Source organism: Rhodopirellula sp. UH5 (assembly GCF_056839225.1).
On record NZ_CM166390.1, the window covers coordinates 6,815,364 to 6,841,056 of the forward strand.

The window sequence follows — 25,693 nt, forward strand, 5'->3', positions numbered from 1 at the left end:
TTCCAACCGATCACGCACGAACGCACACCATGGTTTCACGTTGATGGAAACCATGGCTGGGGTTGCGTTCCTCGCCATTTCGACTGGGTTCGCGGTGCAAATGCATCACAGTGGACGAGCGTTCGATCGTGTCTCCACCGATCGTCTGGAACGCCAGCTTGCCATTGAAAATGAAGCCCAACGACTGTCATTGATTCCCTACGACGACCTGGCGGGCGTCGTCGAGCAACGTGACCCGGATTCCAGTGTTCAGATCCAAATGGAGCCCTTTGAAACGGATTCCCGAGACGGTTTGCATTTGACGATCCAAACCACCGTCCATTCGCAAACGCTGCAGCATCATATGTGGCGAATGGAGCCGAACGAATGAATCAACGACACGGCTTCACCCTGATTGAAACGCTGGTCACGCTGGCCCTCGTCATCGCCATGTTGGGCGGGACGCTGGGGTTGGTGTCGTTGATGCGCACCAGCAGCCAGCACGCAACGACGGCCGCGCTCGACCGGCAAGAGATTCGACGATTGGCGAATGACATCCGGCGGGATGTTGCGGATGCCAACCAAGTCGAAGTGGAGGGGGCGCAGTTGATCCTCGACTTCAGCGATTCTAATTCACGAATCGTGTACGACTTCGGTTCCGAACCCGCTTTCGCTCGCACCGTTGAGTCCATTGGCCAATCCACTGAAGATTCGTTGAAAGCATCCGACCGCTACCTGATCAACGAAAGTTCTCAGGTCGAGCTCCGGTTGCAGCCACTTTCGCAAGACGACACCGATTCCGATCGAGAAACATCGCTCGTCGAGCTAACCGTTGCACTGCCTGATCGTCCCACTCAACCGATTCAAATCCTGGCTGCCCCGAGGATGTCCCCTTGATTTTGACACACGCCCGTCGCCGGATTCATCGCCGACATCCTTTGCCAATTCGCCGCGGTTTAGCCGCCATGGGGTTGGTGCTCGCGCTGGCCTTGTTGGTTGGAACGTTCGCCATCGCGACGGGAGGACGAGCCACCCAATCACGACGACATGACCTGCATCATCAATCCGTCGCGTTGCTCGAATCCGCGATCCGGACCGCTCAGACGCTGGGCGACGAGCTCGAATTCGACCTTCGGCTGCCTGTTGACGAAGACGCCGGAGTTTGGATCGATGTGAAAGTCATCACCTCCAGTGAACCACCCAACCAAATCGAAGCCACTTTGGTTCGCAACAACCAGCCTGGCATGTCGATCCGACGTCTACAACGAGGCAACTCATGAACGTTCGCCAGTCAAAACCTCTCGCTTGTTTCGGCAGCACAAAGCACGGCTTCACCTTGGTCGAATTGCTGGTCACGATCGCGATCATCGGGGTCCTGGTTGGGATGCTCACTCCGGCGCTCCAATCGATTCGCGAAACGTCCCGGCGTGCGTCCTGCCAATCGAAAATGCTCCCGATTGGTTTGGCAATCCAAAGCTATCACGATCGTTGGATGCACTTTCCCGTGGGAACGGTCTTGGATCCAAACGATGGGATCGCCGGACCAATCGCCAGCACCGCGGTGGGGAACCATCACAATTGGTTAGGGCGGTTGATGGACTTGATGGACCAACCCGTCATTGGTGATCGCATCCTTCGTTCGGTCAGTGTTTACGACGAGGCCAATCGGCCTGTGTTGGCATTGAGTGTCCCGCATGTTCAGTGTCCATCTGCCGCGAGAACGCCGGACAACGCCAGCAGTTATGTTGGGTTGCACCATCCGACTGAAAAATCCATCGATGAGAGCGACCATGGCGTCTTCCTTCTCAACGTCGCGATCACGCGTGACGATGTGACGGATGGATTGGCGAACACCGCCTTCGTTTCAGAGAAGTTGTTGCCACTCGATGATCTGGGATGGTTGAGCGGGACCCGCGCCACGCTGCGGAATGTCGGTGGGGGAATCCAAACCGTCGACGATCGCTTTGCCAAACCACCGGCGTCAGCAGTGGGTTCGGTCGGCAGTCGCCATCCCGGCGGTGTCCACTTCTTGTTTGGATCTGGCGAAGTTCGTTTCCAGTCGGCGCAAACCGACCCGCGGATCTTGCAGCAAATGGCCGACCGTCGTGACGGTGAATTGCCACTTCAGTTTCAATCGATCGAGTCTCTTCGCGAGCAGAGTTTGGAATGAATGACTCGTTGCCGGAGGAGGATCAAGTCGATGGGGTGCTGTTGGGATGGTGCTTGGTTTGGTCGGTCGTTCTCTCAATTGTTGCGGCAAGCTTCGGCGGGTTGCAGAATCTCAAGGATTTAGCGGACGAGAACCAGTTGTTTCTGGCATGTTCACTTGGTGGACTCACCGCGAGTTGGGTTGCGTTGGGCACTTGGTGCTCGCTGATTCATGTGCCTGCCGAAGGCCGTTCCAGAAGGCGTACACGACGTTGTCAAATGGGCGTGGGGTGCTTCCTGCTCGTCGATGCGATCGTGATTGCATTGGCGTGGCTGTCCATGCCATCGATCGCGACGCAGTTGATGCTTGTGGCCGGCCTTTCATGCTTGGGGCCATTTCTAATTTGGCAATGGTTTCGGCGTCCCATTTATCGAGGGAAGACTCCTCCGACCGGCCAACGCAACATCCGGCAGATTCTGGGGATGGCGTTCACGATCGCGGTCGCCAATGTGCTTTTCAAAATCGCCGGTATCTGGATGGATTTGTCCCAAGGGATGATCACGCTGGTGCTCAGTCTCGCCGTCGGTTGGACACTGCTTTTACTCACACTGTTGAGCCGCCAATGGGCCTGGATCTTTGGGCTGATTCCGCTTCTCATCGGCCAACCCTTTGTGGTCCTGTTGATCGTGGACATGGAAAGCGGCAACGCCGACGAGCAAGCGATGATCGTCAGCGGCACCTTCATCGGTTTCTATCTGTTCGCGATGCTGTACGTGTTGCTGCTGAGATCAAGCGGACACAAGTGGTTTCGTTCGATCTGAAATAAAAAGCAGACCAACGACCGGCACAAACCGGGGATCATTCGGCGACGGGGCGAACAACTGTCGTCGCTCCGCGACTTGAGGACTTGTGTGTCGTTGGTGTGTGACCTTGGGTTGAAAACCCAAGGCTTCCGGCTTCCGTCGCTCCGCGACTGGTTGTGGGTGTTCGGTGTTTTAACAACCGCGGAGCGGTGACAGTTGATAGCCTCGGGTTTTCAACCCGAGGTCTTGGGTGTCACGATTTCGCTCGACAAGCCGCGGAGCGGCGACAGGTGGTGAGGGATGCGATGGGGGATGGATTGAAAAAGTGAAATTGTAAATTGTAAATTTCAAAATCTGGACGGTGGAGGCGATGACGGGGCTCGTACCGAAGGAGCATCATGGCGGCGATCCTCGCCCCGGATGGGGCCGGCTTCCTTAGCTCGGGGCGGGAGCCCCGAGACTGATGGCGGACCACGGACGGTCGCCCCGGATGGGGCCGGCGTCGGGTATGCCGCGCGGGCCTTGCTGACCGGTTTGTGGAATTTGCTGTCGGTTGGCCACTCTTGGCCGACGTCCGCCACTCTGACGGGCAAGAGTACCCATCCTACATTCGTTAGAACGTCGTGGACGACTCAATCGACGAGCCGTGACGCGTTGGGGTTTCGATTCGACGGGCTTGGAAGCCCATCGTACGAGGATGCGAACCGGTGGGTCGTTCGGTGGCGGGGCTGCAATCAACTGTCTTCGCTCCGCGACTTGAGGACTTGTGTGTCGTTGGTGTGTGACCTTGGGTTGAAAACCCAAGGCTTTCGTCTTCCGTCGCTCCGCGACTGGATGTGGGGGTTCGGTGTTCTAGCAACCGCGGAGCGGTGACAGTTGTTAGCCTCGGGTTTTCAACCCGAGGTCTTGGGTGTCACGATCTCGCTCGACAAGCCGCGGAGCGGCGACAGGTGGCGAGGGATGCGATGGGGGATGGATTGAAAAAGTGAAATTGTAAATTGTAAATTTCAAAATCTGGACGGTGGAGGCGATGACGGGGTGCGTACCGAACGTGCATCATGGCGGCGATCCTCGCCCCGGACGGGGCCGGCGTCGGGCATGCCGCGTGGGCCTCGCTGACCGGTTTGTGGAATTTGCTGTCGGTTGGCCACTCTTGGCCGACGTCCGCCACTCTGACGGGCAAGAGTACCCATCCTACATTCGTTGAAACGTTGTGGACGACTCAATTGACGAGACCGATTGAAACGATCGAATTTCGTCGCGTCACTCTGCCGCCTGCAGTTGGCTGCGTTTCAAGGTCATCTCGTAGACCTGTTGGTCTTCCATCGTGATGCACTGGAACGTCATTTCTGGATCGGCCTTCTCCAAATCAAATCGCAACATCCCAAAGAAGTTGCCTTCGTTGTAAGAGAAGACGGCTTTTTCTTTGGTGGGATGCGTGTGATCGTTCGTCATCTTCGACGTCTCGAACTCGAACAAGTCGTAGCCGTTGGGACGCTCGATCTTGTACACGTCGGTGCGGTGTCGATCAGCCGACAGCAGAATCACGCCGCCGATTTTCTCTTGGTCGATGAAGTCAAAGATTTCGTTGCGTTCTTCCTTCACGCCCCACCAAGAATCTTTCCCGCCTTTGTCAGCGTGCTCCGTCCACAGCGTCCCTGAAGCGAGAACTTTGAACGTGGCATCCGATGCTTTCAACTTCGCCAACAACCATTCCTTTTGTTCCGGGCCCAGCATCGTCCCGTCTTCAAACGATCGATAGTAGCGATTGTCGAGCATGAAGAAGTCGACGTCCCCAATCGAGAAATCAAACCAGCAACCGGGAAGTTCATCGCCGCCCCCGTACGATGGGTTGTTCCAGTTTTCACGGAAGACTTTCCAGGATTCGAATTTCCAACTCGGTTTGAATTTGCGGGGGCCACCCGAGGAGTCATCCACGCCCAAATCGTGATCGTCGTAGACCGCGTACACCGACGTCGACGCGGTCAGGCGTTGAAACTCAGGTCGCAGTTGCCGACGGTAGTAGTGCACACGCTGCTTCGTGCGCGACTTGGGTTGGTCGATGTAGACATTGTCACCGAGCAACAGGATCGCTTCCGGCGAACGCCCCGCAATCACATCCCAGATCTTTTCCTTCGGCGGGTTGTAGCGGGCTCCGCCGCCAAACGCGACGCTGAACGTTGCCTTCTCGTCCTTGGACGGATAAGTCTGGAAGGTTGGTTGCTGGTCGGCGAACACGCTTTGTCCATCGACCAAAACGTCGTAGGTGTACGACGTCGAAGGCTGCAGATTTTCGAGGTCCAGGAGTGCCGAGTAGTCCATCTCCGCCGAGGTTTGGACGACCTCGCTGGACTGCCCATCCATCACGACTTGCACGCTGGCGGGTTGCGTTGTCCGGACCCAGATCCGGGCACTGTGATCGGTGACGCAGCCCAACATGGGGCCGCCCAGAAGCTTGAGGTCATGCTTCGCCACCAACTCACGAAACGCAGGTGAATCGACCACGTGTTGCAACCCAGCGTCCGACTCCTTGAGGTCGTACATGGACTCGAGGAAGTAGTGGTCCATGTCGCCCACCACCGGCGTTTCGCGGGGCGTTGGGATCGGTGGTTTGGCGAGGGAAACCGTTGCGGCAGGAAGGATCGCAAGGAGGATCCCGGACAACATTCTCTTCATGGTGGCGTTCTGGGAGAGAGTCTGGCGTGGCCCGTTTCAAGGTGGGGCAACCATGTTATCACAGCCGGATGCGCGAGAATGCCAGTGGGCCGGAACAAGCGGCTCCGGCATCGTCAGAGTAGAACAGTTGTCCTCAACTGTTCCGTCTCGCAAGGTACCGACCCAAGGTCTGTTTCGAACTGTTTGAGTTTGGATTGGGTGGAGGCGGGCGCTGAAGCGTTGGGTTTCGCACACGGAACAAAAGTCGGCAGGAATGATCAAGCACAACCATGTGAGTCGTTTGGGCGTTAGCCCCGGTTGTGCGTGAAAACCGTGGCGAACGCCAACGGCTCACATACCCCATGACTCCTGCGTACCTGCTTTGAACAGTTGTTCTCCACTGTTTGCGTGCCAGCTTCAACGCATCGAGAGGACTGATGCGATCGCGATTGAAATGGGACGCAGAGGCGGAGAGACGCGGAGTCGCAGAGGGGTGAGAACGCGCCGGTCGCCTCCTCCACTGCGTTTGAACTTTCTCGTGGTCGAACGCTTGGGCTTTTTCGCGTTCACGGCAAGCAGGCGTCCAGCGTCATCAGGACAAACCCGGTGCCATACGGTTGATGGTAGTCGTACAGCGGGTAGTCCCACCACGAGCCATCGGATTCTTGACGGTCGAGCATCAGCTTGGCCAACATCGACTGATACGGCGCACGTTCCTCTTCGGGCAACAAGTCCATTCCCACTGCGGCGTAGTAGTGACCAAAGTAGTAGAAGTAGCCAGCCACCTGCATCCAAGCTTCGTGGGGAACCGGCCGCTTGCGGCCGATGTCGAGCCAGCCGTTGCGCAGATAGAGTCGACACAGCCAGACCTTCACGACGTCGTCGGTGATTTGGGAATCGCCCCACAATCGCATTGCTGCATTGCAGCACTGGGACCGACCGAGACTCCCGCCGGGGCGGTTGATCTCTCGCATCGGTCGGTACTGAGAGTCTTCGCTGTACAAGTAGCTGAAGTCGGGTTTCTGTTGTCGGCCCAAAGCTGCGACGGCGCGATCCACCATGCGTTTTGGCGGAGTCACCCCGATGGAATCGGCTTCCTTGAGTGCCACCAACACGGCACCGTTGACAAAGCTGGTCGACGAGGAGGTTGGTTGGTCGGCTTGGTAGCGGAAGTCGTAATAGCCCCAGCCGCCGTCGACCGATTCGTAACGCTGCAGCATTTCGAATTGGTCTTCGATCAGGCTGACGATGCTCGCTTGGCGATCCGCATCGCCTTTGTGCCAACCATGCAACCGCACGAGTGCTTGGATCGAATAGCCATGACCCCAGACGTTGTACATGGCCGAACCATCTGCTCGTCGTAATTTCGGTAATTCGCGGTACAGCCACGTCTCAGCTCGTTCGACTGAATCGCGGACTTGCGCCCGTAGATTTTTTTCCGGTGTGTTCTCAGGCAGGTGTTCCAGTGTGTCGATCAACCCCGCGATTCCCAGCGACGTGGTCGCGGCTCGGAACGCATGGTGGGCTCCGGGCGTCGGGGCGTAAATGTTCAGGCCTTTCGTCCGCGTGGGTGATCCCCAGGAACCGTTCGGGTTCTGGTCATCGAGCATGAACTGCACCCCGCGAACGATCGCGGCGCGGATTTCCGATTCGGTGGGGGCGTCGATTTCTGGCGGCACCGGAGTGCGTGACAAATCAAAGGGCTTCACCGCAGCCACGTCTTCCGCTGGCAATGTCTCGCTGTGTACTAGCAGACAAAAGGCACTCAGCATCAAGACGACGCGAAGCGACAAAAGGCGAACCCGCAGAGCAATCCTGGTCGTCGCGACCGGGCGATCCGTTTGCTTGATATTCATAGCATTTTCCCGAGGATGATCACGATCATTTCGTCAATTCAACGGTCGCGGTCATCGTCGGTTTCACCGCTTCGGGCAATTTGCCTGTGATCTTCACTGTTGCATCAAACTTCGTTCCCATGAACGGCACCGATGCGATCGAATCAATGCTGCCCTTGACCTCCTCCTTCGGGGCAATCGCTGGCTTGATAACGCATGAGTCGCCCACTTGAATGCCGGCCAGATCAGCCTCGCTCAGCGTCAAGCGAACTCGCATCTTGTTTGGCTGAACCACGGTGGCGATGACCTGATCGGTGGAGACTTTCGACCCCACCTTGATCGGGCTCGGCTTGGCATTGAGTGCGCCTCGATTCAGTTCTCCATACAGCAGGATCCCTTTGCCGGGAGCCTGGATGACAATCGACTTGCGTTGTTCGCGGAGTTCTTCGAAGTCCGTTTCCTTTTCGGACAAGGCATCCGCGGCCTTGCGGCGTTCCAGGTCGCGTTTCTTTTTCGCACTCTCGAGATTGCGAAGGGTTTTCTCGTACGCCATTTGGGCGCGTTCCCAGGTGGCCTCGGTTCGCGCTTCTTCGGCAGGAATGGATTGTTTCAGGGTTCGATTGGAACGAATCTCGGTGCTTTCCAATCGAAACTGAGCGGACTCGACGGACTGCTTGGCGCGTTTGAGAACGATCTCCTCGGATTCCTCGGTCAAGTCGTCGGCGTCGTACATTTGCTGAAGTTGCTTCAGTTCCTCGGCCGCGTTGTCCAGTGAGGCTTGGGACATCTTGATGTCGAATTCAGCACTTTTGATTTTTCGATCGCGATCGAATTGCATGTAGTTGTCATAGGCCTGCTTGGCAGCCTGACGTGCCCGCTCTGCATCTTGGCGATCGAGTTTTTGAGCGGCAACGAATTGATCATGAGCAAACTGTTCGTCGTCGGCAGCAATTCTGGCCAAGCGAATGTCAATCTCGGCGGCGGACAGTTTTTTGTCGATCGATTCGGTGTCGAACCAAATGACGGTCTGGCCTTCTTTGACTTCGGTGCCATGCGGAAGGATTTTCTTGATTTCAAGTTCACCAAACTGATCCAACCCGTGGCTCAGTTCCCAGCTTTGAGTCGACTCGAACGTCCCTTGCACTTTGACGGTGACCTCGTCTGTGTCGTCCGTCGTCTTCTTTGTCTCAGGCTGAGCGGCCTTCTCAGGAGTGTCTTGGGCCAAAATCGAGTTGGACGCAAGGCTCACGCAGAACGTGACGATGACGGCTCGGGTCATCAGATCAAACAAACACTTCATGATGCCATTCTCTCAGGGCGATGCGGGACGACAGTAATTGGCGGGATGCTTTTCGTCGGCTTTAGGGTGCGGTTCCAACAGAGGCGGCACACAGCCGAATTCGAAGCATGGCTGTTCAGAGTATCTCCATCCACCGCCAAATCAATCAATTGAAATCCAAGGAGTCCGTTCAGATCCCCTGAAGCAAGCCAGTGCGGGCCATCAGCGCGTTGCGGTTTGCGGCAAGGGGCCGGCCCCCTCTCTCGATTCCGTGTCATCCGGTCCGCAAACGCGAGGAGGCATGCACGCGTGTGCCCAAATGCCAAGCAAGGTCCACACGACCGCCATCGGTGTGAAAGTCCGATAGAAAGTGGCCACGCCTTGTTGCCCGGCTGCGTTCTCAGGCATGAAGATTTCCGCGACTGCTATCGAGGCAGCACAACTGAAACCGACCGCCACACAGACACCAAGGAATGCGATGCACTGCACACGTGTTTTGAAAGGGTTTGGCATGTGGAATCCCCGCTCAGTTTGGACGTTTGAAATGAAATCCGAATGCCGTCGACGTCGTTCAGGCTCAATCTTTGCAACCGCCGAAACGAAGACCGCACCGTCCATTGTACTGTTTCCAGCACGCCATTCACCGTTCTTCGATATCGGGCAAATCTTGATCGGGCAAATCTTGCGACAATTCCAGCCAGTCTTCATGTCTCCGCAGGCATTCGATCACGGCAGGATGTGGCGTCTGCCAAATCTCATCCAGGTCCCGTTCTCCTGCCATGTCAGTTGCAAACGCCAACTGTTCTCGGGGAGGAATGAATTGAGCGTCCACACCGGGTTTGTTTCCGCGAGCGTCGATCCGATACCAACCATGGTCGGGCAAATGGACCGCGTTGAGCCCGTGCAAGCAAAACGGAGCTCCGTCGCCGTCGATGGAGAGACGCTGATAACAAAGCCCCGCGGGAATCTGATTGGCACGCAACAAGGCACACAGCAAATGGCTCTTGGCGTAGCAGTATCCGATCCCATGCCACAGCACATCCGAAGCTCGGCACGTCACCGGATTTCGCTCTTCGTCTCCCGTGTGCTGGATCGAATCACGCACAAACTCAAAGCAGTTTTTCGCGGTCTCTTCGATCGACGCACCCGCCAACTTTTGGGCGCGCTCGATGATGTCTGGATGGTCAGCATCAATGTCCTCGCAATGCCCCAGGTAGTCGTCTGGATTGGGAGATGAACTCATGTGGGTTCCGTTGGACGGTAATGGGAGGTAAACGTGTGAAGAACAACTGGCGAGTGTTTAGTGGACAAATCAGCAAGGTGTCGATTGCCCACAAGTGAGAATCCTATCCCGTGAGGGATTTAAGACGGTAGCCGTAGGTCGCGTAGCGCACCTACGGATCATGGGAAGACACCATCGCGTTTCGACCCCGATAGGGCGTCGCAGAATTCAATCTGGCCGATGTGCGACCACCTTCGGGGTCGGCCAGGGAGTCTTTCACCGCGTCTCCGGCGGTGTTCGCTTCGCTCGACCGCCGGCTACCTGCTGCAACGCCTCCGGCGTAAAAGAACTGCGAGCAATCAACAGCTCGTCGCCTCGTCCGTTGCGTCATTCGTTTCTCACGCGTTGCCCCATTGCGGTCAACTGGAGACGTCTTTCTTAACCAGCACTTGTCGGCTCGCGAAATGGTAGCCCCACCAAGTAGCTGACAGTACAAGCAGCATGGTTCCAATCCAACTGGCTGCCCATGCTCGGAAAACGTGATGGGCCAGCGGTTCGGTGGCCTGCTGCCAGAGTTGCATTTGTCCGAATGCGAAGAAGGCGACTCCAAGAGCAGCCACCACGGCTCCCAATCGAAGCGGATTCGTCCAGCTCGATTGTGATTGGTCGACGTCCTTTTCCATCGTCTCGTCTGTTTTCACCGGATGCTTGGAACGCGTGCCAAGTTGGAAACACAGAAAGAACGCGATGGTGAAGATCAACGTTGATGCAAGGTCCGCAGGCGATAGCAAGGTCGCACCGCAGGAACAGGCAAAGGCAATCGCCGCCGTTTGCAGATGCTTGCTCCGACGCCACCGCAAAAGCAGTGAAAGAAGCCCGAGAACGAAGGGCGCGATGAGCTCAGGGATACCGACAGAAAGGTGCATGGCTGAATTCTCCAACAAACAAATGGACTGGAAAGTTCGCCGAAGGCACTCCGTCGACCATGGTCACGAAAGGGAAGCGATCACAGGATCTTATTGCCCCGACTGGGACGAGTCAAATTGCCAGTCGGCAATCCATGGTTGTTCGATCACAAACCGAACAAACCCAAGAGGACGACCATGGTGATGGCCTCGCGATAGGCGATCAGACGCACGGTGAACAAATCCGCGACCAAGCGATTCCAGAATTCGCGAATGAACCATGCGGAAATGAACATCATGATCAGGTAGCGAACAAAATCGATCAACGATGTGAGCACCAAGCCTTGGATGGGAACGTTCTGGGCTTTGTCCGAAAACGCGAACGTGATGAACCCCGTCCCCGCCGAGTACAAAATCAGCAGAACATTGAACCAGAGAGTGATGGTGGGGCGGGGGGCTTTCAAGATTGGCTCCGATGCTGAGCTCAGGGATTTCCGGTGGTCGATGAATGGAACTCAGACGTACTCGCTCGGTCCCAGCATGACCGTCTCTGAGACACCGCTTTCAGTTTCAAATCGGACGTGGCCATCGGACTCGACCAGCGAGCGTTCTTCGTCGGTCAGCTCTTCTTCAAACTGTCGCTGAATCAATTCGGTGTCGATGTACTTGATCGCCAACTTCGCAGAAACCGTGGTGGCCACGATCACCACGGAAAGAATTCGCATCCCAGGATATGGCAAGAAGAACACTCGTGGGCCAATCATTCCCGACACGATTTCGTAGCCTCGCAAGGCAACGCGATAGCGTTCCAAGTTTTCGGTCGAAGTTTCTTCGACGGCTTCTTCGACCTCCGATGCCACTCGCTCCGCTGAAGCAACAATCGGCTTCGTCACCTCGCCTGAACCACAACCGGTCACCGAGGCAGCGGCCGTCATGGCAGAGATCGAAAGGAAGTGTCTTCTTTGCATGAGAACATCCAAGGGGAAGGTGGGAGCCGTTTCGCTAAAACATGATCCTAGTGGTCTGTCACAGCTAAAAGTGAGGGTTGATCGTAGTGGACGAGGCCACGAGTCCTTGGATTTGACGCCAGTTCGGGACTCGTGGCCTCGTCCACTACCCTAAAAGCTCGTCCACTACCCTAAAAGCTCGTCCACTACCCTAAAAACAAGTCTTGACAGACCACTAGTACCGGACGGCAGGAATGATCGGGCTTAATCATGTGAGCCGTTTGGGCGTTAGCCCCGGTTGTACGTGGGAGCCACAACGCGTACCAAAATATCTCAAATGCCGAATGACTCTTGCTGACCTGCTCAATGCCAGACGCTTGCTGACTGACGCTTCCTTGTCAGGCTGGATCACTCGAGATTTTGGGCGCTGGCCGCTTCGGAAAGCTGTCACAGCTAAAAGTGAGGGTTGATCGTAGTGGACGAGGTCACGAGTCCTTGGATTTGACGCCAGTTCAGGACTCGTGGCCTCGTCCACTACCCTAAAAGCTCATCCACTACCCTAAAAATAAGTCGTGACGAACCACTAGGGGGATTGGGTGGGGAAGTGCAGCAACCCAGCCAAACCAATTCCCATCAGAACGATCGCCAGCAGAACCGCATTGGCCGCCCACTCCCGGGCGTGCACCACGATGGCGAACGGCCCCAGCCGAACGACTTGCCAGGCCGAAATTGACGTCACCGTCGATACGGTGAGGGTTTGCGAACGGGTCCCATCATCATCTTCGACCAACGGACCTTCGTAAGTTGTCTTGGGAGTGAAGTCGGTCGTCGCCATCAGTTGACGCGACTGTTTGCGAGCACTCCAAGCCACCCCCGCCAGCGGAATTGAGATCAACGCAAACAGCAACCAGATCAAAATCGGTTGGTAGCTGGTCATGACATCGATCCATCAAATCCGCGACTGCGATACGAAAACGTCCACTGCCAAGAGGACAGACTTACTCTTCGACGGCTTCGAAAATCGCGATTTGACCGTCGTTGGGTTTGCCATTTGCATTCTCGCCACCGTTACGCCATGACAAGACAATGCCGAACAGTTTGCCATCGATTTCGACAGGGCAGAAACCGTGCATGTGCTGCATCAAGTTCAACGTGTCGTAGGTCGCAGGCACCAGGGCACCGGCTGGCTTGCCGTTTTCCAACACCAACACGGGCGCCGATCCATTGGTCTTGGGCAGTGAGTTCAACAGCGGCAAAAACATGTTGTCGCCCACATTGAAGAGGTTGCAAGGGTTCGAACCCTTGGGCAGTTGGATGAAGTAATCCTTGTCAGCACCCGGTGTTCGGATTTGTGCTCCATTGGGTGTGAACGAGAAAATGCGTCCGTGAGAACGAGAAGCAATTTCAACGATTTCACGCCCGCCTTCGGTGGCAACTTGCACACCATGGCCGGTGTTCAGCATGCCACCGTTGCCTTCTCGTCCGCCCCATGCCGGGCCGCCCCATTGCCACTGGCCGTCCACCAATTCGGCTGACAACGCAAAGTCGCCAGGAGCGTAACCGATGACAACCACCAATCGTTTTGCTTCAGGTAGAAAGACGACATCACAAGGAGTGAATCGTCCGCCGGCCTGGAAGTATTCGTTGACCGTTGGGTTGTCGAATTCGTCTCCCTTGGGCTGAGACAGAGTCGCAAGAACTTTCCCGCGTTTGGTCACGAACACTTGTTGGGTGTTCGTGGATGCAAATGCCCAGTGCGATTCGCCGTCCAGTACGAAACAGTCGGTTCCGTGAGCGTTCATGCCGCCGGAGAACACGGCGTTTTGGTCGTCGACCAACGTCCATTCTTTCAACTTGGGATCAAGCGTCACCAGCCCGTGCTTGGCGACCACGGTCACGATCTCACCCGTCAGCAAATCCCGGTCGGCGTTGTTGTGCAGCCCGCCTTTTGCGGCGTTGAACATGGCTTCGGATTGCTTGCCAAGATCAGCCCGGTGTTCCCAACGATACGTTTTGCCGTTCGCTTGGAACTTGTTCGTTGGAGCGGTTGGGTCAAACGCAGCGGCGGATTCCGTGGATGTCTCGGCGGCATCGCCATGGTCGTGACCTTCGTGGGCCATTCCATTGATTGGAATTCCGGCGAGTAACGCAAAGACGGAGCAGATGAAAAATCGGGTGTACGGCACGATAAATATCTTTGGAGGGCAATGGATTTGACTGGCAACGGGCGTCATTTTGGATTCCCGTGAACAACTCTCGGTGCACCATGCTAGTCAATCTCGGGGTTTCGGGCAGGGAGCCTTCTGGCGATTCGACGGGGCCACTGCCTGTGGAAACTCGAATGGCGCCAGGCATCGAAAAACAACCTTCACAACCAGATCGCCCCCATCCGGTCAGATCTGATGAAACGCACACAAGAAGTCACGCTTCTTCTTCTCGAATTTGCGGTGTTCCTTGTGATCGATCGGCCTTCGCTTTTCAGTGAAGCCGGGCGTGATCACGCCCCAGTTGCCATTGCGAACCATGAAGACGACGTAATCGACCGGGCAAGGAGACCAGCAGTTGGTGAATTCCTGTCCCTTTTTTTTCTCGAACGTTTTCACTTGAATGCGATGGAAATGGGGGCCGTCTGAAATCAATAGATCTGTTTTGTGCGCATGGTCCAGCATCGGCCTAAAAACCTGCCAGCCATCGTGCATCAACCAAGAAGCAATCAAACTCTCGACCGCGATGTTCTTCAGTGTTTGGTGAGTTGTGGCGAGAATCGTGGTTTTGCGAACGGGCAAGGATTGGGTGCGCTTTCCATTGAGTGTCTCGATTCACGCGGGACCGATTCGCCAAGAAACCGTCGAACGCAAATCATCCACGGATGACAGGCTGACCGGCAGATATGCGGTCGCACGCAAACCTACCTTCCCCTCTCAAGAGAGGAAAAAGGAATCCTGTTCGGGGAGACCTGAGGTGCCAGGATCGCCAAGGAACAAATTCCGATTTTGCGGTCTGGAATGGTTGTGAGAGCCAGATCAGAAGCGTCGGGCGAGCGAGGCGAGCCGCCATGACACCACGGAGAGAGAGAAATCCAAGCGCAAGAAGCACGCCCAGGTGGATTCGAACCACCGACCTACGGATTAGAAGTCCGTTGCTCTATCCAGCTGAGCTATGGGCGCGAGTGCGGCTTGTGCGTTGGATGGGCACAGCGTTCGGCTTGGCAAAAGGAGCCAGCGAATGCAAACCAACGCGACAGATGGAGTGAAACCATGGTCGAGTTGGCAAGGCGGAACACGGCCCGAATGGTGTGTTCGGGCGGTGCAGCGACAGTCTATCGACGCTCCCCATTTTGGGCAACGTCAGCGGTTTCCCCCCGTTCCAGCAAGCCAGACAATGGAAACCCGAAGCGTGACGGGGTGTCGATTTTGCTGTCGGTTGGCCTCTCTTGGCCGACATCCGCAACTGTGACGGGGCAAGAGTGCCCATCCTACATGCGTTGAAACCTCGTTGACGACTCAATCGACAAGCCGGTGAATCAACAAGCCGGTGAGCGAGGCACCACCCAGCGTCCCTGCAAGGGCCCTTTCCCTCGCGTCCGCCTGAACCACGTTCCTCAACGTCGCGCAACCTTCCCCGACATTTCATTTCTTCGTGAAAGGTTCCTGGTTCCGAAACCCAGCCGGACACCACGCCAGAAAACGCGGCACGAAGCCGATCTGCCGGGATAGCTCAGCGCGTGTAGATCAAAACCGCGTAGGCACCGAACGAAACTTCGGCTCTCGCACCCAGACCGTCGTACGGTTGGTCCGTCGCATCGACATGTTCAACCGGGTGATCGTCGAAGTCTTGATCGTAGCCCGACCAATCGGTGTTCAGTTTCAATTGCCAATCCCCTGAATCGGGAAAACCGATTTCGTATTGATCCCAAGAACGATTGGCAAAGTTGGCCAGCACCAAAACGTCGTCTTGAGGATCCTCAGCCCGCCGTACGAACGCGACGACCTTGTCATTTTCATTGACGTGATGCATCACGATGTGTTGCCCCGTCAATCCTTTTGAAAAACCGTCTTTGTTCAATCGCAATTGAATGAGATCACGGAACAGACGTTTGATTCCTCGAAGGCGGCGAGTCCGTTCCCACTCGAGCGGATCTGTGTCTTCGAACCAGTCGTCTTCCAACATCTCTTGGCCTTGAAACAACATCGGAACTCCCGGTGCAGTCAGAGCCAAAGCTGCTGCCAGGATTGTTCGTTTCTTTGCAAACCGGCTTTCAGGATCCTCCGCATCGATCTCGCTGGGAACGCGAGACTTGCCGTTGGCGACTTCATCATGCGATTCGCTGTACACGACTCGTTGGAAAGCGTCGCCGTTGTATCGATGACACAACGCGTCTCGCACCGCCCACATGTCTCGATGTGCATCGTCGATCTCTTGCACCGCGGTACGGATCGGGTGGACAAAGGCCGCGTCCCACTGGGTTGTGAAGCCCGCACCGCCTTGATCTTCCGTCTTGGTCAACCAGTTGTTGGTCTGCAAATCTTCCGCGATCAAGTAACACCCCGGGAACTCGTTTCGCAAATCGCGGTTGATCCACTGCATCAATCCCCAGCCTTCCGCGATGTCGTCGTTGCCGATACCGGAGACCGTGCGAATGTAGGCGGTCATGTCATACCGCAAACCATCAGCATGGTATTTCCGCATCCACATCATTGCGTTGTCGTGGATGAACTGGCGAACTTCGCCACGACCGTAGTCGGGTCGCGTGTCGCCCCAAGGCGTGTTGGAGCGATGGTCTTGATAGAAGTAGATGCCGCCCTTGTCGTTCTCACTCCAACCGTCGAACTGCCACAAATCCAAATCGCTGGGGCCAAAGTGGTTGTAGACGACGTCGATGATCACCGCAAAACCAGCTTGATGTGCTGCGTCGACGAACGCTTTCAACGCGTCCGGACCACCATAAGCCTGCTCAACCGCGAAGATGTGCGCTGGGTTGTATCCCCACGACAAATCGCCAGCGAACTCGGCGACTGGCATGATCTGGATCGCGTTGATTCCGAGCTCTTTGAGATGCTTGAACTTCGCAACCGCATCGGAGAACGTCCCCGGTTGATCGGGATCGTCTCGATGAAACGTTCCGATGTGCATCTCGTAGATCACCAACTCATTCTGTGCCGGCCGGTGAAAGGTCGGATGCTTCCAATCGAATGTGTCTTCGTAGACGACCGCGTTGCCGATGGAGTTGGTGACTTCGCGGGCGTACGGGTCAATGCGATCAAAGGATTTGTCGCCTCGGGTGATTCTGTATTTATATTCGTCACCCGCTTTCGCCTTGGCAACGTCGACGTACCAAGTCCCGTGCTCTTCTCGCTTCAGCGGCGTGGCGTCTGCCTGCCAAGCGTTGAACGTGCCGACCACGCTCACGCGATCCGCGTTGGGTGCCCAGACTCGGAACGCAACTCCGTCGTCGTGGACGATGGCCCCCATTCCTGACTTGGCGACTTGCGACGGTTCAGCCGCCTTATCTTCCATTCCATCCAACAACGCAGTCTGTCCCATCTCACGCCCTTCAATGACGATCAAACGCTGAGCAACTGTCCGGTGCAGCGAATCAAACATCGCACGACTCAACCGGAGCCAATTTTCTCGAGCCGGATTGGAGATGGCAATTCTCGTGCCACGTCTTTGCAACCGCGTCACTTCCTCGGAACGGAATCGATCGCATCCGCGGATTCGGATGCTGGTATGCCACTTGCATTGGCATCGAACCTCGAGCGTGGCGGTCCGTCGTCACGTCGCATTCCAAACTGAATCAAAATCGGCCACCGAGAAAGCCTCGGCGGCCAGCCATTCTACCTCACCAAGAGAAATCCCATGCGTGCCCTCATTTTTGTTGTCGCAATCGTTCTGCTGATGGCGGTCGTTGGTTGGTTGCGATTCACATCGGACGATGGCGATCCATCGGTTCGAGTCGACACGGATAAAATGAAGCAAGACACATCGTCCCTCGTCGAGACAACCAAAGATGCTGCTGACGGTGCCGCCAACGCAATCGACCGTGCGGCAGGAAATATCGACGCCAGCATCGATCGCGAACCAGTTGAGACCAACCCGTAGTCGAATCTTCTAGGAAACAACTGGCTGCGATGAGGTTTCAAGCCCGCGGACGATCTCGCGTTGAAACACGCGTTTGGACTATGCTCATCGCTTTGCCCCGTGACACCGGAAGGACGGCAAGTCCCGCCGCCGATGAGCTCCGCCCAAGCAGTCTCCAACCAAATCGATCGCATCTACCGAACCGAGTCGAGAAAAGTTTTCGCGACGCTGGTTCGGGTTTTGGGCGATTTTGACTTGGCGGAAGAAGCGATGCACGACGCCTTCGCCGCCGCGATGGAGAAGTGGGGCCACGATGGAATTCCGGACAACCCAGCGGCTTGGTTGATATCGACGGGGCGTTTCAAGGCAGTCGATCGCATTCGCCGCCGACGACGCTTCGATGATTTGCAACCGGAACTGGTTCGGCGAATCGACCAAATTGAATCCGCCAACCATGCGGTCGCCGAGCAGGACATTCAGGACGATCGATTGAGACTCATCTTCGCGTGCTGCCACCCTGCGATCGACCAAAAAGTCCAGGTCCCGCTGACCTTGCGAGAAGTTTGTGGGATGACGACCGAGGAGATCGCGCGAGCGTTCTTAACCGCTCCGTCCGCGTTGGCTCAGCGGATCGTCCGTGGCAAAGCCAAAATTCGCGACGCGGGGATCCCATTTTCGATCCCGACACTGTCCGAGCTGCCTTCGCGTTTGGACGCGGTGTTGTCCGTCATTTATTTGGTGTTCAACGAAGGCTATTCCGCCTCGAGCGGCGACACGCTGCTGCGAGCCGATCTGTCAGCGGAAGCCATCCGGTTGGCTCGGCTGTTGTTGGAACTCCTGCCCGATCCCGAAGTCGCAGGTTTGCTCGCGTTGATGTTGTTGCACGAGTCGCGTCGCAACGCACGAGTGAATGAAGACGGCGACATCGTTTTGCTGGAGGATCAAGATCGTTCTTTGTGGGACCGGAACTTGATCGAAGAAGGCAGTCAGTTGTTGCAGAGTTCGCTCCGTACTCGGCGGATTGGAACCTACACGATTCAGGCAGCAATCTCGGCCGTGCATGCCGAAGCCGTACGAGCCAGTGAGACCGACTGGTCACAGATCGTTGCGCTGTACGACGTGTTGCTGCGAATCCAGCCCTCGCCGGTCGTCGAACTCAATCGCGCCGTCGCCATTGCAATGCGAGACACGCCAGCGGAAGGCTTGCAGCAAATCGAAGCAATTCTCGATGCCGGCCATCTTCGCGATCACTACTTGGCCCACTCCGCGCGAGGCGAATTGCTGCGAAGGATGGGCAAGCCTGAAGACGCCATTCAAGCGTTCGAACAAGCACTCTCGCTAGCAATGAATGCCCCGGAACAAAGATTCTTGAGTCAGAAGCTGGCAATCCTAAAAGGCGCCCTCGGCAGTTGATCACGCATCCGAGAATCAACGCCTACATCAGCCGTTGGGCGATAGCCGAATGCGATCTACTTTGTAGCGGAACGGCGCGAGCCGTCCGGTGACACGCCGGAAAACACCCACGATTTACCAGACGATTTGCGCCGTTTCGCTAACAAAATCCCCTCGATTGGTTCTAAAGCAAGTGCCATTGGGCGATAGACCCCGGTTCCCACACACAACTCTCATAACCGCCTTCGATCACTCGTCCCACCACGCACGCTTGAACTGTCGCAACGAGCCGAACTCAACCTGACCGATGTGGCACCGGCAGCGGAAACAGTGGCCGAATCTCCGCCGTGCCTCGTCTGGCCCCCGGGATCTTTGACGCGACCGCGATCGCTTGATCCAGATCCCCGACGTGGATCAAGAAGTAGCCGCCGAGTTGTTCCTTGGTTTCCGGAAATGGGCCGTCGACAACCTCCTGAATGCCGCCGCGCACCCGCACGCATGTCGCGGTCGTCGGCGACTGCAACGGTGCCGCATCTCGATAGCAGCCTTGTTCGTGCAGTTCATGGCACAGACGAATGGATTCCTCCAACGCAGCGGAGTGTTCTTCCGGTGGCCAGGCTCCTTCGGCAGCGTAAAGCAGAACGATGTAGTCTTTCCCGGTATTGGTCTCCTTCGTTCGCAGCGAAATCAGATCCTCGCTCAACGATGGCATCGGCATTGGAACTGGCAGCAAGGGACGAATCTCAACGGTTCCCTTCTTTGCTGGTGGCAACCGACTCGCGATCGCGACCGCTTCGTCGCGCGAGGGCACATCGATGATGTAGTACCCACCCAACTGCTCGGTCGTCTCTGCGAACGGACCGTCCGTCACTTCGCACTTGCCTTCTCTCACACGAACACTGGTTGCCGTGGTGACGGAATGAAGCGGCGAAGAATCCAGCCATTTGCCCTCCACCGCCAACTCATCGCAGATCCCCATCGAATCCAGCATGCAGCGTTCACGCTCGTCTTCCGTCCAACCTTGCTCCGCCCCGTAAATCATCAACATGTATTTCATGTCATTCTCTCACTTCGCTTGAATGTGTGTGCGTCAAGTCAACAACCCGCTAGCAACGTGTGTGCTTGCCACTCATGAACTCAACCCACTGACCGTTTTCGTCTTGCAGTTCGCTGGTCATCATCCACGTGTCTTTATCGAGGATGTGAATCGTGTCTCGATAGTTCGCTTTTCCTGCCCCGTCGAAAGCAGGACCACGCGAGCTCAGCAGCAACTTTTGGCCGGACTCGTCCAAGCAGCCTTCGTACGGCCAAATGTTCGACATCATGGATCCTACAAAGGTCCCGACGTAGTGACCGTCCGCTGTGTCAAACCCCAGCGTCATGATTGACGACCAAGGTTCGCCTTCGGCAGATTCACCGCCGCTCTCGCAGATCACCCACATGCCTCCCAGCGATCGGCAGGACATTTTGCCGTGCGTGGTCGTGCTGGAACCATCCGGCATTTTGCAGTCGTGGTCGAATTCCCATTCGCCGAGGATTTGCTCGAGCCATTGGTGCTCGGATTGTGGTTTGGCAAACATAAACAGACTCAATGTTGAAGGAGGTGGGCAAACAAAAACAACCATTCAAACCATCGCAACACGGACTCGGTGCGTCACGATCGTCGGTTCTCAAGTGCAGGCATCTGCACCATACGAGGGCTCGTCCAAAACAGCGGGATCTTTGATCTTCCATGCCTCATTGGTCATCGGATTGAAGGGCAACGACACGTGTTCGTGCAACACCTTCCACTGCCCGTGCATTTTCCGAAAACAAGTCGTCACTCTCATCCAGGATTGCCCGGCAGGATGATCCGCCGGAGAGGTTTGGAATTGATGCAAGCCATGAAGGAAAGCGACATCGTCGCCGACCTCGAACGTCAGATTTTGGTGAACCGATTTGAATTCAGGAAAGTGCGGCAAGCAACCTTCCCAAAGCTTGCGAATGTTCTGTGCCCCAACGGTCTGGTACGGTGGAATGCCCCCGTACAGCACAGAGGTTTCGGTGTAGTTGGCAACCAAACCATCGTAGTCGCGAGCTTCCAAAGCCGTGTTCCATTGATGAACCATTCGTCGTACGTCGGCTTCCGCGTCGTTTTGCGTTTTTCGCTCAATGGCAGCTTCCTGCTTTCGCAACTCCGGCGTCATCTCGTCGCCGAAATCTGCCATCTCAAAGATCGGACGAATCTCAATGTCCGAGTCTTCCATCATCGGATTCGGACAACGCCGCACCCAATCGATCGCTTCGCTCATCGAACTGACTTCCCAGATCCAATAGCCAGCGATCAGTTCTTTCGTTTCCGCGAATGGTCCGTCCGTTACCGTTCGGTCGCTTCCTTGAAAGTGGACGCGAACTCCCTGGGAGCTCGGCTTCAATCCTTCACCGGCTTTCATGATCCCGGCTTCGACCAGCTTTTCGTTGAAGTTCCCCATGTCGGTTAGCAGTTTTTCGTCGGGCATCTTCCCCGCTTCTGAACTTTCGGACGCCTTCACCATCACTATGACTCGCATTGATGTTCCTCCCTCGGGATGTTTGCTTCACTCGAAAAATGTTCACGTGAACCGAATGAATCACCTTCCCAACCCAGTGGATTTGGCGGTGACTCTTAGATAGTCGATTTCGTCTGTCGACGATCGACATCAGCGGCAAAAAGAAAGCAAACTTTTTCTGCGAAGGTGGTTCCGGCCGGAGGACGAGTGAATCAGCGTGGCCAGTGCCCAGACGCCACGGCGTGGTAGTAGTCTGTCTCGACTTGTTTTTAGGGTAGTGGACGAGGCGACGAGTCCTGAACTGGCGTCAAAACCAAGGACTCGTGGCCTCGTCCACTACGAACAACCCTGACTTTTAACTTTGACAGACCACTAGGCTGGCAAAGGTGACTCACCCAAGCAACTGGTATCCCACCAAGCCAAACGTGGCCAGCGCGATGCAGACAGCAACTCCCGCCAGCAAACCATCGCGAGCCAAGATTGACAACGCGAACGCGAAGATGGCTCCTCCGGCCAAGTTGGCGCTGAATGGAATGAATTCCAAAACCGGCGTGCTCATCGCCACCAGAATCGCGGCCACCGCCAGCGTGCTGATCGTGGCGTGATTCATCATCCAAGTCCATCGCTGAGCGGTCATGCTGTCGATCCAGGAAGCAGGCTTCCGCAACCAGTCCAACATTTTCTGGACTTTGCTTTGACCGATCTCCCATCGTTCCATCCAACCAGGGATCCAAACGTGGTCGGCATCAGCCAGCATTTGGCCGCACAGGATGACCACCAGCAAACCCAGCAACACGGGGACGCCCGGAATATCTGCGGGGCCAGGCAACACCATGATCGCGCCCACAATCAGCAGCAACGAGGCGAACGACTTTCGTCCAACAGCGTCCATGACCTGGCCGAATTTCACTTGTTCGTTGTTCTCGGCGACTTCATCGATCTGATGGATGATTTGTTCGATGGGGGCGTTGTGATCGGTACTCATCTCCAATCCTTTGAAAGCAATCGTGAACGAAAGGGCTCTTGAACCAGGCAGTCCGTGCAAACGGTGAACCAAGACGCCGTTCGCTCTGCCGCACGCTTTCGGCAAGCTCGGATTTTGGCTTCATGGCGACGCTCATTGATCACGAGGCGGACACCCTGAACATCTGCTTGGCGCGGAAATCGCTGGGGTGTCTTTCGAAAAGCTGGTCGAGAATCGATCAGGATCGAAACACTTTCTCCAAGGAGACCTCTATGTCCGTTTCAAAAGACTCACCTCAAGTCGGCGACATGTATCGATGCGTGAACTGCCAGATGGAGATTCATGTGACCAAGGGCTGTGACTGCGAGGGCTGCGAACCGGAATTTCGCTGCTGCGGCAAACCATTGGAAAAAGTCACTGAGCCACCGGCCAACGACTGAAATTGCTGCTCGCATGTCCGCGGAAGATCTGTCGGAATCTGCGTCTGACAAAAAATCCAACGGAACATCGCGAAGTTGCTTGTCAGCAAGCTTCGGGGAAAAACATGTGAGCCGTTTGGGCGTTAGCCCCGGTTGTCCCCAAGTACCGCCAAGAGCCCTCGGAATCAACACTTTCCCGAATGAATCTCGCATGTCTGCCTCGCGTTCGCCCGCCAGTCTATGGACAAACGCAACCGCGGTAGTTTTAATCGTTCGACATCGGCCTGCTCGACAACGTGTCTCAGGCAAGTCGCCTATCCAACTCAGTCACATCAGAGAAACAACATGAAGAACCTTGTTCATTCGCTCCGCTATCCGATGGGGCTCGCTCTCGCACTGTGCGTCTCTTTTGCAGGCCTCAGCGTTTCAGGGGAAGACGACGCGAAAGGCGACGAGTCGGCCAAGTGGACAACTCTGTTCGATGGTGAATCGCTGGAAGGCTGGGAGAAAGTCGGGCGAGACGACAGCAAATGGGAAGTGGTCGATGGCGTGATCAAAGGCACTGGTGGTGTGTCGATGTTGGTCAACACATCGGGCCCGTACAAGAATTTCCGCTACCGCGCGGAAGTCAAAATCAATGACGGCGGCAACTCGGGAGTTTACTTTCGCACGACACGCAAACCCGGTTTCATGGATGGTTACGAAGCCCAAGTCGACAGCACGCACAGCGACCCAATCCGCACCGGTTCGCTGTACGGTTTCTGCCACGTTTACCCGGAACTGGTCAAACCAGACACCTGGTTCACCTACGAGATCGAAGTCAAAGACGACAACTGGCGCGGACGCGACATGACTCGCATCAAGATCACCGTCGATGGCAACGAGCTGTACGAATACATGGACTTTGAAAAGACCTACGGCCCCGGCCACTTCGCATTCCAGCAACACGACCCGGGCAGCATCGTCCACATCCGAAAATCGGAAGTCATGCCACTGGACGACTAGTCGTCCAACCACGCTGCTTTGCCGTAGCGATTTTTAGAAACAGCGTTGGCCATTCGCAGTGAATTCAGGCTGGACTCTGTGGGGTACCACCGAGCTACAGGTTCGGACGCTCGACAACCTGCAAGCACGTGAGCGGGAGTCATTGGGCTTGATCACGTAGCGGCGTCTCTTCGAGACGCTGTCATTTGCGAGTTTCAGAGAGACTCGCCTACGTGAGGTTCTACCCGATCATTCCTGCCGACCTGCTTAGAACGGCGGTCCCCGCCGTGAACCGCTGTCGTTGATTCGAAAGCCGGCAAGCGGGAGCCGATGATGACTTGAACCGCTGAGCGTTCGACTGTGCCAACCAATCTTTGCGATCGGCAGTCTGAGAGCAGATGCAACATTTCTTCCTGAACAGCACCGAAAACACAACCTGTCATCCCTCTCGCCGAAGGAGGTCATGGAGTTTTCCGGTGACACGTTTGGTTGCCGAATCAAATCCGTTTACCTGTTTCCTTGGTATCTCCTCCGGCCTTCATCGATCCTCGAGATGATCAAGCGGTCGGTTGGCGACCTTGTGATTGGATGCGAGACTCCATCCGGGTCGCGTTCGGCGAACCATTTGACCCAGAGCACTTGAGTTTGAACGGGTGAGCTCGATTGGTTCACTGCCTCACGAAGCTCATCGGATCCAAGCTGCGTCTTCGCAAGCAGTGCAGCACAATGCATGTCTTGCTGAATCTGGGTGTGTAAAAATCGAACATGGCGTTCGTCGGTTTGCTTACCTAGTTCTACCCTCAGCTCGTTGTCTCCCCAAATCCAAGAGCTGAGCTCATCCAACTGCTGTTCGGCGCTGCCACGCCAGAGATAGTACTGAGCTTCGTATTCAGAGATATCCACCGGCGGAGCTGGCGGAACTCGCTCGCAGCCTAGCAGAAAGCACGCGAAGGCGATCGGGAAAAACAGATGTCTGTACCTAGGCATGGCAATTCAATCCGTTTGTGACAAAGACGAACGAGTTCAGTCGATTGCAGCGCAGAGCTTGAGTCGCGTGCCCCCCAGTTTAGAAGGCGGTCACCGCAGGCGGGGAAGATTTCTCGGCTCCGTGAACAAAAAGAATTGCCGCGGGAAGAAGAACCGACGTCGCGAAGGCGTGCTCTCGATGGAGGCTCTGCAATCTCGCGAATGGATGGCGGCGAAGGTCTGGATTGGATCTGCGATTCACGAATGGAAAGTATTTGGGAAGATACACTCAGGGTCGATGGTTTTGACTTGGACCTGAATGATCTGGATGCAGTGCCTCCGTTTGATTCAGACAACCGGATCAGTCTGCACGTCGAACTGGAAGGACAAACCGAGATCGCCGGTCAAACCGTCGTTGTCTTTAGCGCGGCCGAGGTCACCGAATCGGGAGTCGATGTGCATGTCGCAGGATCAATGAACTCCTGGTCGGATGCGTTTGGCATCCATTAGCTTTCGCTGAACATTCGCCCCAAAGGGGCAGACCTATGAAAGCCCAGGGCAACGCCCTGGGTTACGGCGGGACCA

25 protein-coding genes and 1 tRNA gene are annotated in these 25,693 nt (G+C 55.9%); 10 read left to right on the plus strand and 16 right to left on the minus strand.

Translation table 11 applies throughout. The annotated features are described in order from the left end of the window. Positions 1–52: 52 nt before the first annotated feature. Genes UH5x_RS24450 through UH5x_RS24470 form a run of 5 tightly spaced genes read left to right on the plus strand, consistent with a single transcriptional unit; the run spans position 53 to position 2,949 of the window. The gene (locus UH5x_RS24450; RefSeq protein WP_482633970.1) at positions 53–370 is read left to right on the plus strand and encodes a hypothetical protein; all 318 of its coding nucleotides are present in this window, start codon (positions 53–55) and stop codon (positions 368–370) included. After that, entirely contained in the window at positions 367–876 is a 510-nt protein-coding gene (locus UH5x_RS24455; RefSeq protein ID WP_482633971.1) for a PulJ/GspJ family protein, read from the plus strand. The genes UH5x_RS24450 and UH5x_RS24455 overlap by 4 nt, the downstream gene beginning before the upstream one ends. Next, positions 873–1,259 carry a hypothetical protein gene (locus UH5x_RS24460; RefSeq protein ID WP_482633972.1) on the plus strand — a complete coding sequence of 129 codons (387 nt, stop codon included), beginning with the start codon at positions 873–875 and terminating at the stop codon, positions 1,257–1,259. The genes UH5x_RS24455 and UH5x_RS24460 overlap by 4 nt, the downstream gene beginning before the upstream one ends. Beyond that, positions 1,256–2,149 (plus strand): DUF1559 domain-containing protein, encoded by an 894-nt coding sequence (locus UH5x_RS24465; RefSeq protein ID WP_047817194.1) that lies wholly within the window; start codon positions 1,256–1,258, stop codon positions 2,147–2,149. Before UH5x_RS24460 ends, UH5x_RS24465 begins: the two co-directional genes overlap by 4 nt. Continuing rightward, positions 2,146–2,949 (plus strand): hypothetical protein, encoded by an 804-nt coding sequence (locus UH5x_RS24470; protein WP_482633973.1) that lies wholly within the window; start codon positions 2,146–2,148, stop codon positions 2,947–2,949. Before UH5x_RS24465 ends, UH5x_RS24470 begins: the two co-directional genes overlap by 4 nt. Before the next feature lie 1,245 nt (positions 2,950–4,194). Here the strand turns inward: UH5x_RS24470 and UH5x_RS24475 are convergent. From UH5x_RS24475 to UH5x_RS24530, 12 genes are all read right to left on the minus strand, one after another. Next, entirely contained in the window at positions 4,195–5,598 is a 1,404-nt protein-coding gene (locus UH5x_RS24475; RefSeq protein ID WP_482636066.1) for an alkaline phosphatase D family protein, read from the minus strand. Positions 5,599–6,152: 554 nt separating this feature from the next. Then, positions 6,153–7,442, minus strand: coding sequence for a prenyltransferase/squalene oxidase repeat-containing protein (locus UH5x_RS24480; protein ID WP_482633974.1), 1,290 nt, complete (start codon positions 7,440–7,442; stop codon positions 6,153–6,155). Between the two features lie 25 nt (positions 7,443–7,467). Continuing rightward, entirely contained in the window at positions 7,468–8,721 is a 1,254-nt protein-coding gene (locus UH5x_RS24485) for an HlyD family secretion protein (protein WP_482633975.1), read from the minus strand. Positions 8,722–8,922: 201 nt separating this feature from the next. After that, positions 8,923–9,213: a hypothetical protein gene (locus tag UH5x_RS24490; protein ID WP_150122705.1), complete on the minus strand. Its 291-nt coding sequence runs from the start codon at positions 9,211–9,213 to the stop codon at positions 8,923–8,925. Between the two features lie 127 nt (positions 9,214–9,340). Continuing rightward, entirely contained in the window at positions 9,341–9,943 is a 603-nt protein-coding gene (locus tag UH5x_RS24495; protein WP_482633976.1) for a transglutaminase-like domain-containing protein, read from the minus strand. Positions 9,944–10,994: 1,051 nt separating this feature from the next. Further along, on the minus strand, positions 10,995–11,291 hold the full coding sequence (locus UH5x_RS24500) for a hypothetical protein (protein ID WP_047817187.1): 297 nt from the start codon (positions 11,289–11,291) through the stop codon (positions 10,995–10,997). A gap of 51 nt (positions 11,292–11,342) precedes the next feature. Next, positions 11,343–11,762, minus strand: a complete 420-nt coding sequence (locus UH5x_RS24505) for a hypothetical protein (RefSeq protein ID WP_236696705.1) — start codon at positions 11,760–11,762, stop codon at positions 11,343–11,345. A 595-nt stretch (positions 11,763–12,357) separates the two neighbouring features. After that, entirely contained in the window at positions 12,358–12,711 is a 354-nt protein-coding gene (locus UH5x_RS24510; RefSeq protein ID WP_482633977.1) for a hypothetical protein, read from the minus strand. 61 nt (positions 12,712–12,772) lie between these two features. Beyond that, positions 12,773–13,894, minus strand: coding sequence for a hypothetical protein (locus UH5x_RS24515; protein ID WP_482633978.1), 1,122 nt, complete (start codon positions 13,892–13,894; stop codon positions 12,773–12,775). 273 nt (positions 13,895–14,167) lie between these two features. Continuing rightward, on the minus strand, positions 14,168–14,560 hold the full coding sequence (locus UH5x_RS24520) for a group I intron-associated PD-(D/E)XK endonuclease (protein WP_482633979.1): 393 nt from the start codon (positions 14,558–14,560) through the stop codon (positions 14,168–14,170). 307 nt (positions 14,561–14,867) lie between these two features. Beyond that, positions 14,868–14,941 (minus strand) — tRNA-Arg (locus tag UH5x_RS24525). 550 nt (positions 14,942–15,491) lie between these two features. Next, entirely contained in the window at positions 15,492–17,378 is a 1,887-nt protein-coding gene (locus UH5x_RS24530; protein ID WP_482633980.1) for an alpha-amylase family glycosyl hydrolase, read from the minus strand. Between the two features lie 255 nt (positions 17,379–17,633). On the opposite strand from UH5x_RS24530, the gene UH5x_RS24535 reads away from it, so the two are divergent. Next, on the plus strand, positions 17,634–17,876 hold the full coding sequence (locus tag UH5x_RS24535; protein ID WP_008658394.1) for a hypothetical protein: 243 nt from the start codon (positions 17,634–17,636) through the stop codon (positions 17,874–17,876). 132 nt (positions 17,877–18,008) lie between these two features. Beyond that, positions 18,009–19,268: an RNA polymerase sigma factor gene (locus UH5x_RS24540; RefSeq protein ID WP_482636067.1), complete on the plus strand. Its 1,260-nt coding sequence runs from the start codon at positions 18,009–18,011 to the stop codon at positions 19,266–19,268. A gap of 274 nt (positions 19,269–19,542) precedes the next feature. On the opposite strand, the gene UH5x_RS24545 is transcribed toward UH5x_RS24540, so the two are convergent. The 4 genes from UH5x_RS24545 to UH5x_RS24560 all read right to left on the minus strand — a co-directional run bounded on the left by UH5x_RS24545 (position 19,543) and on the right by UH5x_RS24560 (position 22,760). Beyond that, entirely contained in the window at positions 19,543–20,304 is a 762-nt protein-coding gene (locus UH5x_RS24545; RefSeq protein ID WP_482633981.1) for a YciI family protein, read from the minus strand. 49 nt (positions 20,305–20,353) lie between these two features. Beyond that, positions 20,354–20,827: a DUF1579 domain-containing protein gene (locus tag UH5x_RS24550; protein ID WP_482633982.1), complete on the minus strand. Its 474-nt coding sequence runs from the start codon at positions 20,825–20,827 to the stop codon at positions 20,354–20,356. Positions 20,828–20,917: 90 nt separating this feature from the next. Next, positions 20,918–21,796 carry a YciI family protein gene (locus tag UH5x_RS24555; RefSeq protein WP_482633983.1) on the minus strand — a complete coding sequence of 293 codons (879 nt, stop codon included), beginning with the start codon at positions 21,794–21,796 and terminating at the stop codon, positions 20,918–20,920. Between the two features lie 370 nt (positions 21,797–22,166). Next, the gene (locus UH5x_RS24560) at positions 22,167–22,760 is read right to left on the minus strand and encodes an exopolysaccharide biosynthesis protein (RefSeq protein WP_047817210.1); all 594 of its coding nucleotides are present in this window, start codon (positions 22,758–22,760) and stop codon (positions 22,167–22,169) included. A 251-nt stretch (positions 22,761–23,011) separates the two neighbouring features. Here UH5x_RS24560 and UH5x_RS24565 point away from each other — a divergent pair, with 251 nt between their 5' ends. The 3 genes from UH5x_RS24565 (at position 23,012) to UH5x_RS24575 (ending at position 25,618) form a co-directional block, all read left to right on the plus strand. Further along, complete coding sequence (locus UH5x_RS24565; RefSeq protein WP_482633984.1) at positions 23,012–23,179, plus strand: hypothetical protein; 168 nt, start codon at positions 23,012–23,014, stop codon at positions 23,177–23,179. A 324-nt stretch (positions 23,180–23,503) separates the two neighbouring features. Further along, the gene (locus UH5x_RS24570) at positions 23,504–24,163 is read left to right on the plus strand and encodes a 3-keto-disaccharide hydrolase (RefSeq protein WP_236696702.1); all 660 of its coding nucleotides are present in this window, start codon (positions 23,504–23,506) and stop codon (positions 24,161–24,163) included. 1,209 nt (positions 24,164–25,372) lie between these two features. Next, the gene (locus tag UH5x_RS24575) at positions 25,373–25,618 is read left to right on the plus strand and encodes a hypothetical protein (protein ID WP_482633985.1); all 246 of its coding nucleotides are present in this window, start codon (positions 25,373–25,375) and stop codon (positions 25,616–25,618) included. Positions 25,619–25,693: the final 75 nt, after the last annotated feature.

Bases quoted from the DNA above. Each gene is read 5' to 3' on its own strand.
- UH5x_RS24495 (WP_482633976.1), bottom strand. From the start codon at position 9,943: ATGAGTTCATCTCCCAATCCAGACGACTACCTGGGGCATTGCGAGGAC.
- UH5x_RS24490 (WP_150122705.1), bottom strand. From the start codon at position 9,213: ATGCCAAACCCTTTCAAAACACGTGTGCAGTGCATCGCATTCCTTGGT.
- UH5x_RS24455 (WP_482633971.1), top strand. From the start codon at position 367: ATGAATCAACGACACGGCTTCACCCTGATTGAAACGCTGGTCACGCTG.
- UH5x_RS24475 (WP_482636066.1), bottom strand. From the start codon at position 5,598: ATGTTGTCCGGGATCCTCCTTGCGATCCTTCCTGCCGCAACGGTTTCC.
- UH5x_RS24575 (WP_482633985.1), top strand. From the start codon at position 25,373: ATGGAAAGTATTTGGGAAGATACACTCAGGGTCGATGGTTTTGACTTG.
- UH5x_RS24545 (WP_482633981.1), bottom strand. From the start codon at position 20,304: ATGAAATACATGTTGATGATTTACGGGGCGGAGCAAGGTTGGACGGAA.
- UH5x_RS24510 (WP_482633977.1), bottom strand. From the start codon at position 12,711: ATGACCAGCTACCAACCGATTTTGATCTGGTTGCTGTTTGCGTTGATC.
- UH5x_RS24535 (WP_008658394.1), top strand. From the start codon at position 17,634: ATGCGTGCCCTCATTTTTGTTGTCGCAATCGTTCTGCTGATGGCGGTC.
- UH5x_RS24480 (WP_482633974.1), bottom strand. From the start codon at position 7,442: ATGAATATCAAGCAAACGGATCGCCCGGTCGCGACGACCAGGATTGCT.
- UH5x_RS24555 (WP_482633983.1), bottom strand. From the start codon at position 21,796: ATGCGAGTCATAGTGATGGTGAAGGCGTCCGAAAGTTCAGAAGCGGGG.
- UH5x_RS24560 (WP_047817210.1), bottom strand. From the start codon at position 22,760: ATGAGTACCGATCACAACGCCCCCATCGAACAAATCATCCATCAGATC.
- UH5x_RS24515 (WP_482633978.1), bottom strand. From the start codon at position 13,894: ATGGCCCACGAAGGTCACGACCATGGCGATGCCGCCGAGACATCCACG.
- UH5x_RS24540 (WP_482636067.1), top strand. From the start codon at position 18,009: ATGAGCTCCGCCCAAGCAGTCTCCAACCAAATCGATCGCATCTACCGA.
- UH5x_RS24505 (WP_236696705.1), bottom strand. From the start codon at position 11,762: ATGACGGCCGCTGCCTCGGTGACCGGTTGTGGTTCAGGCGAGGTGACG.
- UH5x_RS24470 (WP_482633973.1), top strand. From the start codon at position 2,146: ATGAATGACTCGTTGCCGGAGGAGGATCAAGTCGATGGGGTGCTGTTG.
- UH5x_RS24450 (WP_482633970.1), top strand. From the start codon at position 53: ATGGCTGGGGTTGCGTTCCTCGCCATTTCGACTGGGTTCGCGGTGCAA.
- UH5x_RS24530 (WP_482633980.1), bottom strand. From the start codon at position 17,378: ATGTTTGATTCGCTGCACCGGACAGTTGCTCAGCGTTTGATCGTCATT.
- UH5x_RS24485 (WP_482633975.1), bottom strand. From the start codon at position 8,721: ATGAAGTGTTTGTTTGATCTGATGACCCGAGCCGTCATCGTCACGTTC.
- UH5x_RS24570 (WP_236696702.1), top strand. From the start codon at position 23,504: ATGAAGAACCTTGTTCATTCGCTCCGCTATCCGATGGGGCTCGCTCTC.
- UH5x_RS24550 (WP_482633982.1), bottom strand. From the start codon at position 20,827: ATGTTTGCCAAACCACAATCCGAGCACCAATGGCTCGAGCAAATCCTC.
- UH5x_RS24465 (WP_047817194.1), top strand. From the start codon at position 1,256: ATGAACGTTCGCCAGTCAAAACCTCTCGCTTGTTTCGGCAGCACAAAG.
- UH5x_RS24565 (WP_482633984.1), top strand. From the start codon at position 23,012: ATGTCCGTTTCAAAAGACTCACCTCAAGTCGGCGACATGTATCGATGC.